The following is a 15,353-nucleotide window of genomic DNA, read 5'->3' as shown; positions in this document are numbered from 1 at the left end:
AAGGAGCACGATGCGCGGGCTCAACCTCCATCAGCCAGGGCTGAAGAACGACCCCGACTGGTTCCGCAAGGCGGTCTTCTACGAGGTCCTCGTCCGGGCCTTCGACGACTCCACGGGATCGGGCTCGGGCGACTTCACCGGGCTGATGAACCGGCTGGACTACCTGCAGTGGCTCGGCGTCGACTGCCTGTGGCTGCCGCCGTTCTACGCCTCGCCGCTGCGCGACGGCGGGTACGACGTCGCGGACTACACCGCGGTCCTGCCCGAGTTCGGCACCCTCCCGGACTTCCGCGAGCTCATCAGCCAGGCGCACGCGCGCGGCATCCGCATCATCACCGACCTGGTGATGAACCACACGAGCGACCAGCACCCGTGGTTCCAGGCCAGCCGCTCGGACCCCGAGGGCCCCTACGGCGACTTCTACGTCTGGTCCGACACCGACGAGAAGTATGCCGACGCCCGGATCATCTTCGTCGACACCGAGACCTCCAACTGGACCTTCGATCCGGTCCGTCGGCAGTTCTTCTGGCACCGCTTCTTCTCCCACCAGCCGGACCTCAACTTCGAGAACGAGGCCGTCGCGGAGGCGATGTTCGACATCGTGCGGTTCTGGATGGACCTCGGCATCGACGGCTTCCGGCTGGACGCCGTGCCCTACCTCTTCGAGGAGGAGGGCACCAACTGCGAGAACCTCCCCCGCACCCACGAGTTCCTGGCGCGGCTGCGCGCGATGGTGGACGAGGAGTACCCGGGTCGGGTGCTGCTGGCCGAGGCCAACCAGATGCCCGCCGAGGTGGTCGACTACTACGGCACCCCCGAGGCGCCGGAGTGCCACATGTGCTTCCACTTCCCGGTCATGCCGAGGCTCTACTACTCGCTGCGCGAGGAGAAGGCCGAGCCGGTCATCCGGGTCATGGAGGAGACGCCGCGCATCCCCGAGGGGACGCAGTGGGGCACCTTCCTGCGCAATCACGACGAGCTCACCCTGGAGATGGTCTCCGGCGAGGAGCGATCGGCGATGTACGGCTGGTACGCGCCCGACCCCCGGATGCGCGCCAACATCGGGATCCGGCGACGGCTGGCGCCGCTGCTCGACAACTCCCGCGAGGAGATCGAGCTCATCAACGCGCTGCTGCTCTCGCTCCCGGGGTCGCCCTGCCTCTACTACGGCGACGAGATCGGCATGGGCGACAACATCTGGCTCAGCGACCGTGACGCCGTGCGCACCCCGATGCAGTGGACGCCGGACCGCAACGCCGGCTTCTCCACCGCGGACCCGGGCAAGCTCTACCTGCCCGTCATCAGCTCGCTGGTCTACCACCACAACAGCGTCAACGTCGAGGCCGAGATGGCCAGCGGCTCCTCGCTGCTGCACTGGACCCGCGGCATGCTCCAGGTGCGGGCCGCGCACGAGGTCTTCGGCACGGGCGAGTACCTCCCCTGCGTCGCCGACAACGACGCCGTGCTGGCCTTCGCCCGCGCCCTGCCGCCGGGCACCGACGAGGAGGAGCGCGAGGGGTACCCCGCGGTGCTGTGCGTCAACAACCTGTCCTCCCGGCCGCAGGCCAGCACCATCACCCTGCCCGAGCGCCTGCACGGTGCCGACGTTCGGGACCTCTTCGGGGGGCACAACTTCCCCGACGTCGGTGCGGACGGCACCGTCACCCTCAGCATGGGCTCGCGCGGCTTCTACTGGCTGGGCCTGACCCCGAAGGAGGAGCAGCGATGACCGACCTCACCCCGTCGTTCGAGGACTTCCTGCCGGCCTGGGTGGCGCGCCAGCGCTGGTTCCGGGGCAAGCAGGCAGGGGGCGGGGCGCCGCGGCTGCGCCGGGTGGCCTCGATCCGCTGGCAGGACCCCTACGGCGAGGTCGGGATCGAGGACCACGTCGTCCTCGACGAGACCGCCTCGTCCGAGGGACCCACCGTCTACCAGATCCCGCTCACCTACCGCGCCGAGGCCGTGCCCTTCCTCGAGCACGCGCTGGTCGCCACCGCGGAGCACCCCGAGCTGGGCACGCGCTACGTCTACGACGCCACCCACGACCCGGTCTTCGCCGACGTGCTGCTCTCGGAGATGTCGGAGGGCCACGAGGTGCCCGCCGCCCGTTCGCGCCGGGTGGCGCCCGAGGGAGAACGCCCGGCGCTGGCCACGGCGAGGGTCCTGTCGGGCGAGCAGTCCAACACCTCGATCATCGTCGAGACCCACCGCGGCGGACGGCCGCTCATCATCAAGCTCTTCCGGGTGCTGCACGAGGGCGAGAACCCGGACGTGTCGGTGCAGACCGCGATCAGCCGCGGCGGCTCGCGCCAGGTGCCGGACCCGTTCGGCTACGTCGAGGGACGCTGGCCCGGCGCGGACGGCCGGGAGGTCCACGGCCACCTCGCCTTCGCGCAGGAGTTCCTCACCGGCACCGAGGACGCCTGGCGGCAGGCCAGGGTCGCCGCCGACGCCGACGACGACTTCAGCGGGCGCGCCCGCAGCCTGGGGGCGGCCACCGCCGCCGTGCACGCCGCCCTGCGGGAGGCCTTCGGCGCCCGTCCGGCCGCCGAGCGCCGGGCCGAGCTCCTGGCCCAGATGCGCGACCGGGCCGAGCAGTCCTTCCGGGACGCGCCGGGGCTCGCCGAGCACCGGGACGCCGTGATGGGGGTCTACGCCGCCCTGGAGTCCGCGGACCTGCCCGACCTGCAGCGGGTCCACGGCGACTACCACCTGGGCCAGGTCCTCGACGCCCCGGAGCGGGGTTGGGTGCTCCTCGACTTCGAGGGCGAGCCGCTGCGGCCCCTGGCCGAGCGCACCGAGCCCGACCTGGCGCTGCGCGACGTCGCCGGCATGCTGCGCTCGTTCGACTACGCCGCGGCCGCGGGCCCCGACGACCGCACCCGGTGGGCCGACGACGCCCGCGAGGCGTTCCTCGAGGGCTACGCGCAGGAGGCCGGGGCCGACCCCCGCGCCGAGGCCGCAGGAGCCGTGCTGGCCGCGCTGGAGCTGGACAAGGCCCTCTACGAGGTGAGCTACGAGGCGCGCAACCGCCCCGCCTGGCTCCCGATCCCCCTGGGTGCGGTGTACCGGCTCCTGGACCTGGCCGCCGCGCAGGGCGCCGCACCCGACGCCGGCCCCGCCGCGACGCCGCGCGAGGGACGCCACCGGAGCACCTCGCAGGAGCCGCAGCCCGGGTCCGCCGAAGAGGCGTTCCCCACCGAGGCCGGGCGCCACCGCGGGGCGGGAGCCGCCGCGGCGCACCCGGACGAGACGGGTGCCGCCGGCGCGCCGGAGAGCACGCACCACCGCACGGAGGAGACGACCATGGCCGAACACGAGGTGGGGCAGGACGCCCCGGCGCAGGACCAGCAGGACGTCGTGGTGCCGGACGAGCAGGGCACCCCCGGGCCGGACGCCGTGGACGAGGTCCCGGCGTCGGTCGACGACGACTACGGGTCCTCGCTCATCGAGGTGGAGCGGCACGACGGCCCGCTGTCCCACCCGCCGGCCGGCGACCCCCGGGCCGCCAGCGGCAGCGCGGCGAGCGCCTCCGGAGGCCCCGGTGGGGCGAGCGGCGGCTACCCCCACGCCCCGGTCCCCCCGCCCGAGGACATGGTGATCGGCACCGTGCCCCCCGGTCGACGGACCGGCGAGGACGTCGAGCTCGCGCCGCGCCACCGCCCGCGCGCCAGCGGCTGGTCCGGGGAGCCGCAGGGCGACCCGGAGGTGCTGCGCGCCACCGCGTGGGAGGACGCCACCGAGGGGGTCGTCACGGCCCGCCCGACCGGCCCGCGCCGGTCCCTGACCGAGCCGGCCGAGCCGGCCGCGCCGCATACCCTCCCCCTGGACCTGGAGGAGGCGACCGACGTCGTCGAGGGCCTCCACCGCAACCCCCACGCCCTGCTGGGCGCCCACGTCTTCGACGGCCACGTCACCGTCCGGACCCTGCAGCCGGAGGCGCAGCTGGTCGAGCTCGTGCTCGCCGACGGGGCCAGCGTGCCGATGACCCACGAGACCGCCGGGATCTGGGTGGCGGTGCTGCCGACCGACACCGTCCCGGCATACCGGCTGAAGGTCGACACCGGGCGCGGCGCCCACCTCGTCGACGAGGCCTACCGGCACGGGCCCAGCCTGGGCCAGACGGACCTGCACCTCATCGGCGAGGGCCGCCACGAGGAGCTGTGGCGGGCCCTCGGCTCCCGGGTCATGACGGTGCGCGACGAGCTGGGCGAGGTCACCGGCACCCGGTTCGCCGTCTGGGCCCCGCACGCCCTCGCCGTGCACGTCGTCGGCGACTTCAACGGCTGGAACGGCGCGACCCACGCCCTGCGCGCCCACGACGAGGTCGGCGTCTGGGAGCTGTTCGTCCCCGGCGTCCGCGAGGGCGCCCACTACAAGTACGACATCACCGGCCCCGACGGCGTCCGCCGCGCCAAGGCCGACCCGATGGCGCGCGCCAGCGAGGTCCCCCCGTTCAACAACTCGGTGGTGACCGTCAGCACGCACCGCTGGGGCGACGCGGAGTGGATGGCGGCCCGCGCGGCCGGCGACATCCACCACGGCCCGATGAGCGTCTACGAGGTGCACCTCGGCAGCTGGCGCAAGGGCCTGGGCTACACCGAGATCGCCGACCAGCTCGTCCCCTACGTGACGCGGATGGGCTTCACCCACGTCGAGCTCATGCCGGTCATGCACCACCCCTACGGTGGCTCCTGGGGCTACCACGTCACCGGGTACTACGCCGCCGACAGCCGGTACGGCCACGAGGACGGCCTGCGCTACCTCATCGACCGCCTGCACCAGGCCGGCGTCGGGGTGATCCTCGACTGGGTCCCCGGGCACTTCGCCACCGACCCGTGGGCGCTGGCCCGCTTCGACGGCACCCCGATCTACGAGCACCCGGACCCGCGCAAGGGCTGGCACCCGGAGTGGGGGTCCTACATCTTCGACTTCGGCCGCCCGGAGGTCCGCAACTTCCTGGTCGCCAACGCGACCTACTGGCTCGAGGAGTTCCACGCCGACGGGCTGCGGGTGGACGGCGTCGCCTCGATGCTCTACCTCGACTACTCGCGGGACGAGGGTCAGTGGATCCCGAACCAGCACGGCGGACGGGAGAACCTCGAGGCCGTCGCCCTGCTGCAGGAGACCAACGCCACGGCCTACCGCCGCTCGCCCGGCGTCGTCATGATCGCCGAGGAGAGCACCTCCTGGCCCGGCGTCACCGCGCCCACCGACGAGGGCGGTCTCGGCTTCGGCTTCAAGTGGAACATGGGCTGGATGCACGACACCCTCGGTTACCTCGGCTCCTCGCCGTTCAGCCGGGCGCACAGCCACCACACGCTGACCTTCTCGCTGGTGTACGCCTTCAGCGAGAAGTACATCCTGCCGATCAGCCACGACGAGGTCGTGCACGGCAAGGGCTCGCTGGTGCGCAAGATGGCCGGCGACACGTGGCAGAAGTTCGCGACCACCCGGGCCTTCCTCGCCTACCAGTGGAGCCACCCCGGCAAGCAGCTGCTCTTCATGGGCAGCGAGTTCGCCCAGGCCCGCGAGTGGGCCGACGGCGGCAGCCTGGACTGGGACCTGACCGACCGCCCGGAGCACGCCGGGGTGCAGTCGCTGGTCGCCGACCTCAACCGGCTCTACGCCGAGCTGCCCGCGCTGTGGGAGATCGACCACCACGAGCACGGGTTCAGCTGGCTGGACGCCAACGACGCCGGCCGCAACCAGTACTCCTACCTGCGCTGGGGCAACGAGGGGACGGACGGGCTGCGGCCGGTCGTCGCCTGCGTGGTCAACTTCAGCGGCGTCCCGCACCACCAGGTGCACGTCGGGCTGCCCTACTCCGGCCGGTGGCGCGAGGTGCTCAACACCGACGCGCAGACCTACGGCGGGTCGGGCGTGGGCAACCTCGGCGCGGTCGAGGCGGTCGACGAGCCCCACCAGGGTCAGCCCTTCTCGGCGCTCGTCACCGTCCCGCCGATGGGCGCCGTGTGGTTCGTGCCCGACCCCGTCGAGGGGGACGCCACGTCGGCGGCTGCCACCGGGGCCGACGCCGGGACCGACGCCGAGGAGCAGGGCGAGGGCGGTCGCCACCCGCGCGCCGGCCAGCCGGCCCAGGAGTCGGACCTGACCGACATCGAGGCGCTGGTCACGGCATACACGCAGGTCGTGCCGGACCCGGACGACCTGGACCAGCAGGTGGCCTTCGGGACCTCCGGGCACCGGGGCAGCTCGCTGGACGGCGCGTTCAACGAGCACCACATCCTCGCGACGACCCAGGCGATCTGCGACTACCGCGCCGAGCAGGGCACCGACGGTCCGCTCTTCCTCGGGCGGGACACGCACGCGCTGTCCGAGCCCGCCTGGCGCAGCGCCCTCGAGGTGCTCGTCGCCAACGGGGTGGACGTGCGGGTCGACGACGGCGACGGCTGGACCCCCACGCCGGCCGTGTCGCGCGCGATCCTGGCCCACAACCGGGAGACCGAGGGTGCGGTCGGCGAGGCCGACGGCATCGTCGTCACGCCCTCGCACAACCCGCCCCGCGACGGCGGCTTCAAGTACAACCCGCCGCACGGCGGCCCGGCCGACACCGACGCCACCGGGTGGATCGCCGACCGGGCCAACGCGTTGCTGCGCGCCGGCCTGGAAGGGGTGCGGAGGGTGCCGGCGCAGGACGCGGTCGCGGCGGCCGGTCGCTACGACTTCATGGGTGAGTACGTCCGGGCCCTCCCCCGGGTCATCGACGTCGACGCGATCCGGGACGCCGGCGTGCGCATCGGCGCCGACCCGCTGGGCGGGGCCGCGGTCGACTACTGGCGGGCCATCGGCGAGACCCACGGGCTCGACCTCACGGTCGTCAACCCGCGGGTCGACCCCGCCTGGTCGTTCATGACGCTGGACTGGGACGGCAAGATCCGCATGGACTGCTCGTCCGCCGACGCCATGGCCTCGCTCATCGAGGTGATGAGCGGCGGGGCCGACTACGACGTGGCCACCGGCAACGACGCGGACGCCGACCGGCACGGGATCGTCACCCCCGACGGCGGGCTGCTCAACCCCAACCACTACCTCGCGGTCGCGATCGACTACCTCTACGGCGGCGCGCGTCCGGAGTGGCCGCAGGGCACCGCCATCGGCAAGACCCTGGTGAGCTCGTCCATGATCGACCGGGTCGCCGAGGGGCTGGGCCGGCAGCTCACCGAGGTGCCGGTCGGCTTCAAGTGGTTCGTGCCCGGGCTGCTGGACGGGTCCATCGCCTTCGGTGGTGAGGAGTCGGCCGGTGCGTCCTTCCTCTGCCGGGACGGCTCGGTGTGGTCCACGGACAAGGACGGCATCATCCTGGCCCTCCTCGCCGCCGAGATCATCGCGCGGACGGGGCGCTCGCCCTCGCAGCGCTACGCCGAGCTCGTCACCGAGGTCGGCGGCGGCCAGACGCCCGCCTACGCCCGCGTCGACGCACCGGCCGGCCGCGAGCAGAAGGCGCGGCTCAAGAAGCTGTCGGCGGACGACATCAGCGCCACCGAGATCGGCGGCGAGCCGATCACGGCGATCCTCACCGAGGCCCCGGGCAACGGGGCGGCCATCGGCGGGGTGAAGGTGTGCACCGAGAGCGCGTGGTTCGCCGCGCGCCCCTCCGGCACCGAGGACGTCTACAAGATCTACGCCGAGAGCTTCCGCGGTCCCGAGCACCTCGCGCAGGTCCAGGCCGAGGCCCAGCAGGTCGTCGACGCCGCCCTCGGCGGCGGCGCCTGACCCGGCCACCTCCGACCGGGCCACCCCGACCTGACCCACCCTGCACCGGACGTCACGCACGTCCGGTGCGGGGGCGGCGGGGAGGCAGGAGTCAGTACAGGGCGCTCATGAGGGCCTGGCGGGCCTTGGTGACGCGCGGGTCCTGCGCGCCGACGACCTCGAAGAGCCCCAGCAGGTGGGTCCGGGCCTGGTCCCGGTCCTCCCCCACGCTGCGGCGCACGGTCTCGACGAGCCGGCCGAGGCCGTCCTCGACGTGCCCACCGACGAGGTCCACGTCGGCCGCGTCGATCTGGGCCTGCACGTCGTCCGGCCGGTCGGCGGCGGCCTGCCGGACGGCCGCGAGGTCCATCCCGGAGGTGCGCTCGAGGAGCGTGACCTGCCCCAGACCCAGTCGGGCGAGCTCGTCGGAGGGGTCTTGGGCCAGGGCCTTCTCGTAGGCGGCGACGGCCGCGGCCCAGTCGCCGCGGTCGATCGCGTCGTAGGCCTCCTGGTGCAGGGGCGGCAGCTCGGCGGGCTCCTCGCCGTCCACCTCGTCCTCCTGCCCGGCGCCGTCGTCCTCGCCGACCTCGACCCGGCCGGTCACGGCGTTCTGCACCGCCGCCTCGAGGAACTTCTCCAGCAGCTGGTCGACCTGCTCCATCGGCTGCACGCCGAGGTAGAACGGCATCGGCTGACCGCTGAGCAGGCCCATGACGACCGGCAGCGACGAGACCTGCCCGAAGACCTGCTGCAGCACCGGGGTCAGCGCCTGGAGGATCCCCTGGCTGCCGGCGATGTCCACGCCGGCGACCTGGAAACGCCCGCCCATGGTGCGCGCCCGCTCGGCCAGGTCGCGCAGGTGGCTGAGCGACTCGGGCAGCTGCGGCGTCCACAGCACCAGGACGACCGGCGTGGTGAGGCTGGCGTTGACGACGGACTCGAAGGTCTCGTCGGTGACCTGGACGAGCGCGCCGCTGCGCCCGGGGACCCCGCCCGCAGGGGCGCCCCCGGAGGGGGTCCCCGCGGGCTGGCGCCCGCTGCTCCCGGCCGGGGCAGCGGACCGGGAGGACAGCGCTGAGAGGTCGACGGCGCCGCGCAGCGCGGCGGAGGAGAAGGGCTGCTGGGTCATGTCCCCAGGGTATGCCGTTCGCACGCCGGCGCTGCACGCCCCGGGGGCGTCGAGCTCACTCGCCCGAGGCGTCCACGAGCTGCTCGGTCGCGGCGAGCATCTCCGGCTTGAAGTCCACGTCCTCGGAGGGCGCCCGCATGCCGACGAAGACCGAGGTCCGCAGGGTGGCCTGCTCGGTCAGCACCTCGCTGTCCTGGAAGACCCGGAACTCCTCGGGCGTGGTCAGCTCGCTGCCCTCGTCGACGACGAACTGGGTGTCCCGCAGCAGAGAGCCCATGACGAAGCCGCTGCCGTCCTCGAAGAGGAGGGTGACGACGTCGTCCGAGACCAGCCAGTTCTTCTCCCGCAGGCTCGCCTGGCCGGAGAGGGCCTCCGCCTGCTCCTCCGCGGCCTGGCGCACCGCCGGCGCGTAGCCGTGCGTGCGGTAGTCCGGCACCTCGTCGGGCTGCGGCCACTCGGTGTAGGCCCCGACCGACTTCAGCAGTTCGCGCGGCGCCATGGCGAGGTCACCCTGGTCGGAGCGCAGCACCGGGCTGCCCTCGGACCGGGCGGCGAAGGTCGGGACCTCGGTGCCCGGGAGCATGCGCGCCTCCCAGGTGATCCGGAAGTCCTCGCTCTCGCCGCTCTCGCTCTCGAGGAGGTGCAGGTAGGGGACGCCGTCCTCGGGGACGGTCTGCACGAGCAGGTAGTCGGGGTCCTGGTCGTCCTCGCGGCTGATCGCCAGCACGATGGGCTCCACCGGGTCGTCCTCGAGGTCGACCTCGGCGGGCTCGCCGGTGACCGGCTCCAGCCGGTCGGCGGCCCGGTGCGCCCTCAGTGCGGTGCCGGCCATGGAGGCCTCCTGGGCCTTCTTGACGTCGTCACCGTCACCCTGGTCGGCGCGCACCCGCTGGGTCAGCACCTCGGTGGCCACCTCCTCGGCCTCCTCGAGGGGCAGCGCAGCACTGTGCGCGTCGGTGGTCATCTCCTCCGTCTCACCGGCCGCCTCCGTGGCGGTCACGGCGTCGTCGGTGAGGGCGGCGTCGTCGGTCGCGGTGGCGCCGGCACCCCCCGCGGCGTCGGTGGCGGCACCGTCGGTGCTGTCGTCAGAGGAGCAGGCGGCGAGGAGGAGGGCCGAGCTCAGCGTGGCGGCGGCGGTGATCCTGGAGAACTTCATAACGATATGGTAAACATCGGTGTGGGATGGGGGGAAATCAGCGATCTCCCAGGGTCGTCCCGGCATCTGCGGCCCGCCGGTCGCGCACCCGGACGCCGTCGTCGTCGGCCGGGCCGCTGACGACCCGCTCCAGCGCGAGGTAGAGCCCGTAGATCGCCAGCAGTGCCACCGTGACGTGCAGCAGCAGGGCGAGCGCCACCCCCACGATGACCCCGGCCCGCCAGTAGCGGCCCCAGGACACGGCGAGCACGCTCGGCACCACGACCGCGAACACCGCCCCGGACGCCAGCTCCACCGGCCAGGGGCGGTCTCCCATCCACGGCACGACCGACACCAGGTCGAAGAAGTCGAGGGTGGCCGCCGTGCCGAGGACCGCGACGAGCCCCAGCAGGCCGACCAGCTGCACCCGCTTGCCCAGGTCGCGGCTGGCCCACAGCGTGCCGATGGTGACGGCCGCCCACATCAGCCAGGCGCGCACTCGACCCGTGCCCAGGCCGACCATCGCCGTCCGGAAGACCCGGTCGGCCTCGTGCCGCCCGATCGGGGGCCCGGTGTAGCTGCCGGGGCAGACGAGGGCGTCGTGCAGGACGGCGGCCGGCAGGAAGTCGCCGCTCTTCGGCACCAGCCAGGTGAAGAGGTGGGGCACCGAGGCGAAGTCGGTGGTGAAGCCGGCGGGCACGACGAAGGTGTCACCGCCCTCCTGGACGTAGCCGACCGGCTGCAGCAGCACGAAGTCACGCCCGTCCACGCTGCGCACCTCGAGGCGCAGCGGACCCTTGGTCTGCGGGTCGAAGAACTCCCCCACGGCGACCTACCTCCCGCTGCCCGCGAACCTGTCGGTCGCCCGGATCAGGGCATCCAGGGTGCCCGGCTCGGAGAAGGCGTGCCCTGCGTCGGGCACCACCGTGAGGTCGGCACCCGGCAGCCGCGCGGCCAGGTCGAAGGCCGTCCGGGCCGGCGTGCACATGTCCAGGCGCCCCTGGACGATGACGGTCGGGATGTCCGCGAGCGTCGGGGCCTGGTCGAGCAGCGCGCCTTCGCGCAGGAAGCCCCCGTGGACGAAGAAGTGGTTCTCGATCCGGGCGAAGGCCACCGCCTGCTCCGGCTCGGTCGCCTTGCGGAAGGCCTCCTCGTCCGGCTCCACGGTGATGACCCGCGACTCCCACCCGCTCCAGGCCACGGCGGCGGGGAGGTGGACCGCGGGGTCGGGGTCGAAGAGCAGCTCGTGGTAGGCGAGCTGCATCTCGTGCCGCCGCCCCGGCGCCACGGGTGCCACGAACTCCGCCCAGTGGTCGGGGTAGACGTGCTCGAGGTGACCGCGCTCGTACATCCAGGACAGCTCAGCCGTCCGCAGGGTGAAGATGCCGCGCAGCACCAGCTCGCTCACCCGGTCGGGGTGCGCCTGCGCGTAGGCCAGGGACAGGCAGGACCCCCAGGACCCGCCGAAGACCTGCCAGGTCCGGATGCCGAGGTGCTCACGGATGCGCTCCATGTCGGCGACCAGATGGCCGGTCGTGTTGGTCGCCCAGACGGCAGGGTCGACCGTGGTCGACGCGTGCGGGGTGGAGCGTCCGGCCATCCGCTGGTCGAACAGGACGATGCGGTAGCGCTCGGGGTCGAACACGCGGCGCTGCCTCGGGCTCGTGCCGCTCCCCGGGCCGCCGTGCACGAAGACCACCGGCTTGCCGTCCGGGTTGCCGGACTGCTCGACGTAGACCTGGTGGCCCTCGCCCACGTCCAGCATCTCGGTCTCGTAGGGCTCGATCTCGGGGTAGAAGGTGCGCCGCTCGCTCATCCCCCTGACGGTAGCGCCCACGTCAGCCTGAGCAGAGAAGCAGGCCCGACGCGGGGGTTGCAGCACCTGCCTCGGGCACGTTTCTCTGCTCAGGCGCAGCGGGTGGCACATTTCTCTGCTCAGGCGCAGCGGGCGGCACGTGCCTCTGCTCAGGCGCGGCGCACCATCCGCAGCTCGACGACACCGTCGTGGCCGTCGAGGTTCTCCGTGCCGTCGAGCACGAAGCCCTGACGCTCGTAGAAGCGGACCGCCCGGTGGTTGCCCCGCGCCACCCAGAGGTATGCCGCCCGCCCGCCGAGGCTGCGCACGAGCAGCTCCTGCGCGAGGCCGCTGCCCTGGTGCTCGGGGGCGACGTTGAGCGACCAGACCTGGTGCGGGACCGGCGGGTGCTCGTCCCGGGACGGCCCGTGCATGCAGAAGCCCGCCGGCTCGCCCCCGACCAGGGCCACGAGGAAGCCGCGCCCGTCGTCGGCGACCCGCCCGCCGGCATACGCCGCGGTGACCTGCTCCCACAGCGGCCGGAACTGGTCCGCCTCCAGCGCGTCGACGATCTCGTCCGACATGATGCCGCGGTAGGTCTCCCGCCAGACCCGGGCGTGCAGCACGGAGAACGGCTCCGGGTCACCGGGCCGCGGCTCGCGGATCTCCCAGGACCCGGGCCCCTCGTCCCCGGCCTCCCCCGCCGGCGGGACCCCGTGCCCCTCGGTCACCGGGACGGCACGGTGACGAGGAGGGCGTCGCCCTGGCCCCCGCCCCCGCAGAGCGCGGCCGCGCCGGTGCCCCCGCCGCGGCGCCGCAGCTCCAGGGCGAGGTGCAGCAGGATCCGGGCGCCGGACATCCCGATCGGGTGACCCAGCGCGATCGCCCCGCCGTTGACGTTGACCCGCTCCTCGTCGAGGCCGAGCTCCTGCATCGAGGCCAGCCCGACGGCGGCGAACGCCTCGTTGATCTCGACGAGGTCGAGGTCGGCCGGCTCGATGCCCTGCTTGGCGCAGGCCGCGGCGATGGCCCGGGCCGGCTGGCTCTGCAGGGTCGAGTCGGGCCCGGCGACCATGCCGTGGGCCCCGATCTCGGCGATCCAGTCCAGCCCGAGCTCGGTGGCCCGCGCCTTGCTCATCACCACCACGGCGCAGGCGCCGTCGGAGATCTGCGACGCCGAGCCGGCGGTGATCGTGCCGTCCGGCGCGAAGGCCGGGCGCAGCCGGCCCAGGGACTCGACGGTGGTGTCGGCCCGGATGCCCTCGTCGGTGGAGACGGTCACCGGCTCACCCCTGCGCTGCGGGATCTGGACGGGCACCACCTCGTCGTCGAACACGCCGTTCTCCCAGGCGGCCGCGGCGCGCTGGTGGCTGCGCGCGGAGAAGGCGTCCTGCTGCTCCCGGGTGAACTGCTCGGCCTCGTCGGCGCGGTTGGCGCCCTCGGTGAGCCCGCCCATGGCCTGGTCGGTGAAGGCGTCCCAGAGGCCGTCGTGGGCCATGTGGTCGCGCATGGTCACGTCGCCGTACTTGAACCCCGACCGCGACCGCTCCAGGAGGTGCGGTGCCTGGCTCATCGACTCCTGGCCACCGGCGACGACGACGTCGACCTCACCGGCGCGGATGAGCTGGTCGGCGAGCGCGATGGCGTCGATGCCGGACAGGCAGACCTTGTTGATGGTGAGGGCCGGGACGTCCATCGGGATCCCCCCGGCGACCGCGGCCTGGCGGGCCGGGATCTGGCCGGCGCCGGCGGTGAGGACCTGGCCCATGACGACGTAGTCGACCTGGTCGCCGCGCACCCCCGACCGCTCGAGGGCACCGGCGATGGCGGCCCCGCCGAGCTGGGCGCCGGACAGCGAGGAGAGCGAGCCGAGCAGGCGCCCCATGGGCGTGCGGGCGCCGGCGACGAGGACCGAGGTGGTGGGTTCTGACATCTGTGGGGGCTCCTCCAGCGACGGTGACGGGTATGCAGCCACTCGTCACTGTAGCGGCGCGCCGCACCTTCCCCGGGGTCAGCCGCCGTGCACCACCTGGCCGTCCAGGACGGTCGCGCTGACGACGGTGTAGCGGAACCGTCGGGCCCGCTCGGCGCTGGTGGACACCTCCGCCAGCGGGTCGTGGTCGAGCAGCGCCAGGTCGCCCCGCGCGCCCACCCGGACGCGTTGCCCGTCCACCGAGGCGGCCAGCGCCTCCCGGGCGCCGATCTCCTGCTCGGGGTGCCAGCTCTCCCCGTCCTCGGGACCGCGGTGCACCGCGGCGGCCATCGCCAGCCACGGGTCCAGCGGGGACACCGGCGCGTCCGAGCCCATGCTGAGCTCGATGCCCGCGTCGAGGAAGCTGCGCAGGGTGAAGGTGCGGTCGGTCCGGTCCGGCCAGCAGCGCTCCGTCACCGGACGGTCGTCCAGCAGGTGGGCCGGCTGCACGCTGGCGACGACGCGCTGCGGCAGGGCGGCCCACCGGCGGACGTCGCCGGGGGTGATGAGCTGCGCGTGCTCGATGGACCCGGACGTCCCGGTGGCCTCGAAGGCGTCCAGGACGGCGCCGACCGCGGCGTCGCCGATGGCGTGCAGCGCGGCCTGGAGGCCGGCCCCGCGGGCGCGGTGCAGCAGGCTGATGAGCTCGTCGACCGGGTAGTTGGCCGCCCCGGCCGGCTGGGCGAGCAGGTGGCCGTCGGCGTACGGGTCGCAGCACCAGGCGGTGCGGGTGTTGAGCGAGCCGTCGGTGATGACCTTGAGCGGACCCATCGTCACCAGGCCGTCGGTGGCCCGGATCGGGTCGCCGGTGCGCAGCCCGGCGCGGATGGCGTCCTCCAGGCCCTCGGGGTAGACCCCGGTGCGGGCGCGCAGCGGGGGCGTGCCCTCCGCGCTGCGCTCGCGCCACTGCTCCCACGGCCGCCCGAACTCCAGGTCGACGATGCCGACCACCCCCAGCGCGTGCGCGCCCTGGATCGCGCGGGTGACGGCGTACTCCGACTCCTCCTGGGCGCCGTGCAGCCGCTGCAGCCGGTCGTAGAGGGGGAACCAGTCGGCCTCGGCGACGACCCCCTCGACGGGCGGACCGCCGAGCAGCCGCAGCGCCGCCGTGTTGAGCCAGCCGTGGTGACCGTCGCCGCTGATGAGGGCCACCGGCACCTCGCCCGTCACCGCGTCCAGCTCGGCCACCGTCGGCTGCTGCAGCCAGCGGCCGGTGCGGTGGCCCCACCCCGTGAGCACCCCGGTAGGGCTGTCGAACCCCCAGGTCAGGCGGTCGACGACCCGGGCGAGCACCTCGGCGGGGCTGGCGGTGCCGGAGGTGTCGAGACGGGTCTGCCCGAGGCCCCACTGGACCATGTGGACGTGGGTGTCCCACAGGCCCGGGATGACGTGCCGGCCGCCGCCGTCGAGCTCGGGCACCGCCGGGCCCTCGGGCCGCAGACGCGGCCCGACGGCGGCGACGACCCCGTCCCGGACGAGGACGTCCACCGGCTCGGTGGGCGGGCCGGCGTCGATCGCGACGACGCGCACGTCGCGCAGCAGCAGGTCGCTCATGCACGGATGCTAGGCGACATACCGCCCCGGCTCCGCAGGGTGGGTCCGCACC

At 73.7% G+C, this 15,353-nt stretch carries 9 protein-coding genes; 2 read left to right on the top strand and 7 right to left on the bottom strand.

From position 1 onward, the window contains the following. Nucleotides 1-10: 10 nt before the first annotated feature. The gene (gene treS / locus FHD63_RS03160; RefSeq protein ID WP_139720079.1) at nt 11-1,729 is read left to right on the top strand and encodes a maltose alpha-D-glucosyltransferase; all 1,719 of its coding nucleotides are present in this window, start codon (nt 11-13) and stop codon (nt 1,727-1,729) included. Continuing rightward, nucleotides 1,726-7,737 (top strand): 1,4-alpha-glucan branching protein GlgB, encoded by a 6,012-nt coding sequence (glgB, locus tag FHD63_RS16170; protein ID WP_139720074.1) that lies wholly within the window; start codon nt 1,726-1,728, stop codon nt 7,735-7,737. Before treS ends, glgB begins: the two co-directional genes overlap by 4 nt. 91 nt (nt 7,738-7,828) lie before the next feature. Here the strand turns inward: glgB and FHD63_RS03150 are convergent, their stop codons facing one another. From FHD63_RS03150 to FHD63_RS03120, 7 genes are all read right to left on the bottom strand, one after another. After that, complete coding sequence (locus tag FHD63_RS03150; RefSeq protein WP_139720072.1) at nt 7,829-8,845, bottom strand: co-chaperone YbbN; 1,017 nt, start codon at nt 8,843-8,845, stop codon at nt 7,829-7,831. A gap of 55 nt (nt 8,846-8,900) precedes the next feature. Further along, nucleotides 8,901-10,001 (bottom strand): hypothetical protein, encoded by a 1,101-nt coding sequence (locus FHD63_RS03145; protein WP_139720071.1) that lies wholly within the window; start codon nt 9,999-10,001, stop codon nt 8,901-8,903. A gap of 37 nt (nt 10,002-10,038) precedes the next feature. After that, nucleotides 10,039-10,806, bottom strand: a complete 768-nt coding sequence (locus FHD63_RS03140; protein WP_139720069.1) for a DUF1353 domain-containing protein — start codon at nt 10,804-10,806, stop codon at nt 10,039-10,041. A gap of 6 nt (nt 10,807-10,812) precedes the next feature. Next, complete coding sequence (gene pip / locus FHD63_RS03135) at nt 10,813-11,796, bottom strand: prolyl aminopeptidase (RefSeq protein WP_139720068.1); 984 nt, start codon at nt 11,794-11,796, stop codon at nt 10,813-10,815. A gap of 149 nt (nt 11,797-11,945) precedes the next feature. Beyond that, nucleotides 11,946-12,506 carry a GNAT family N-acetyltransferase gene (locus FHD63_RS03130; RefSeq protein WP_139720066.1) on the bottom strand — a complete coding sequence of 187 codons (561 nt, stop codon included), beginning with the start codon at nt 12,504-12,506 and terminating at the stop codon, nt 11,946-11,948. After that, the gene (locus FHD63_RS03125; protein WP_139720065.1) at nt 12,503-13,708 is read right to left on the bottom strand and encodes an acetyl-CoA C-acetyltransferase; all 1,206 of its coding nucleotides are present in this window, start codon (nt 13,706-13,708) and stop codon (nt 12,503-12,505) included. The genes FHD63_RS03130 and FHD63_RS03125 overlap by 4 nt, the downstream gene beginning before the upstream one ends. A gap of 78 nt (nt 13,709-13,786) precedes the next feature. Next, nucleotides 13,787-15,301 (bottom strand): amidohydrolase, encoded by a 1,515-nt coding sequence (locus FHD63_RS03120; protein WP_139720063.1) that lies wholly within the window; start codon nt 15,299-15,301, stop codon nt 13,787-13,789. Between the last annotated feature and the right edge of the window lie 52 nt (nt 15,302-15,353).

It is taken from the genome of Serinicoccus chungangensis, from assembly GCF_006337125.1.
Classification (GTDB): Bacteria; Actinomycetota; Actinomycetes; order Actinomycetales; family Dermatophilaceae; genus Ornithinicoccus; species Ornithinicoccus chungangensis.
This window is presented reverse-complemented; position numbering and strand designations above follow the sequence as displayed.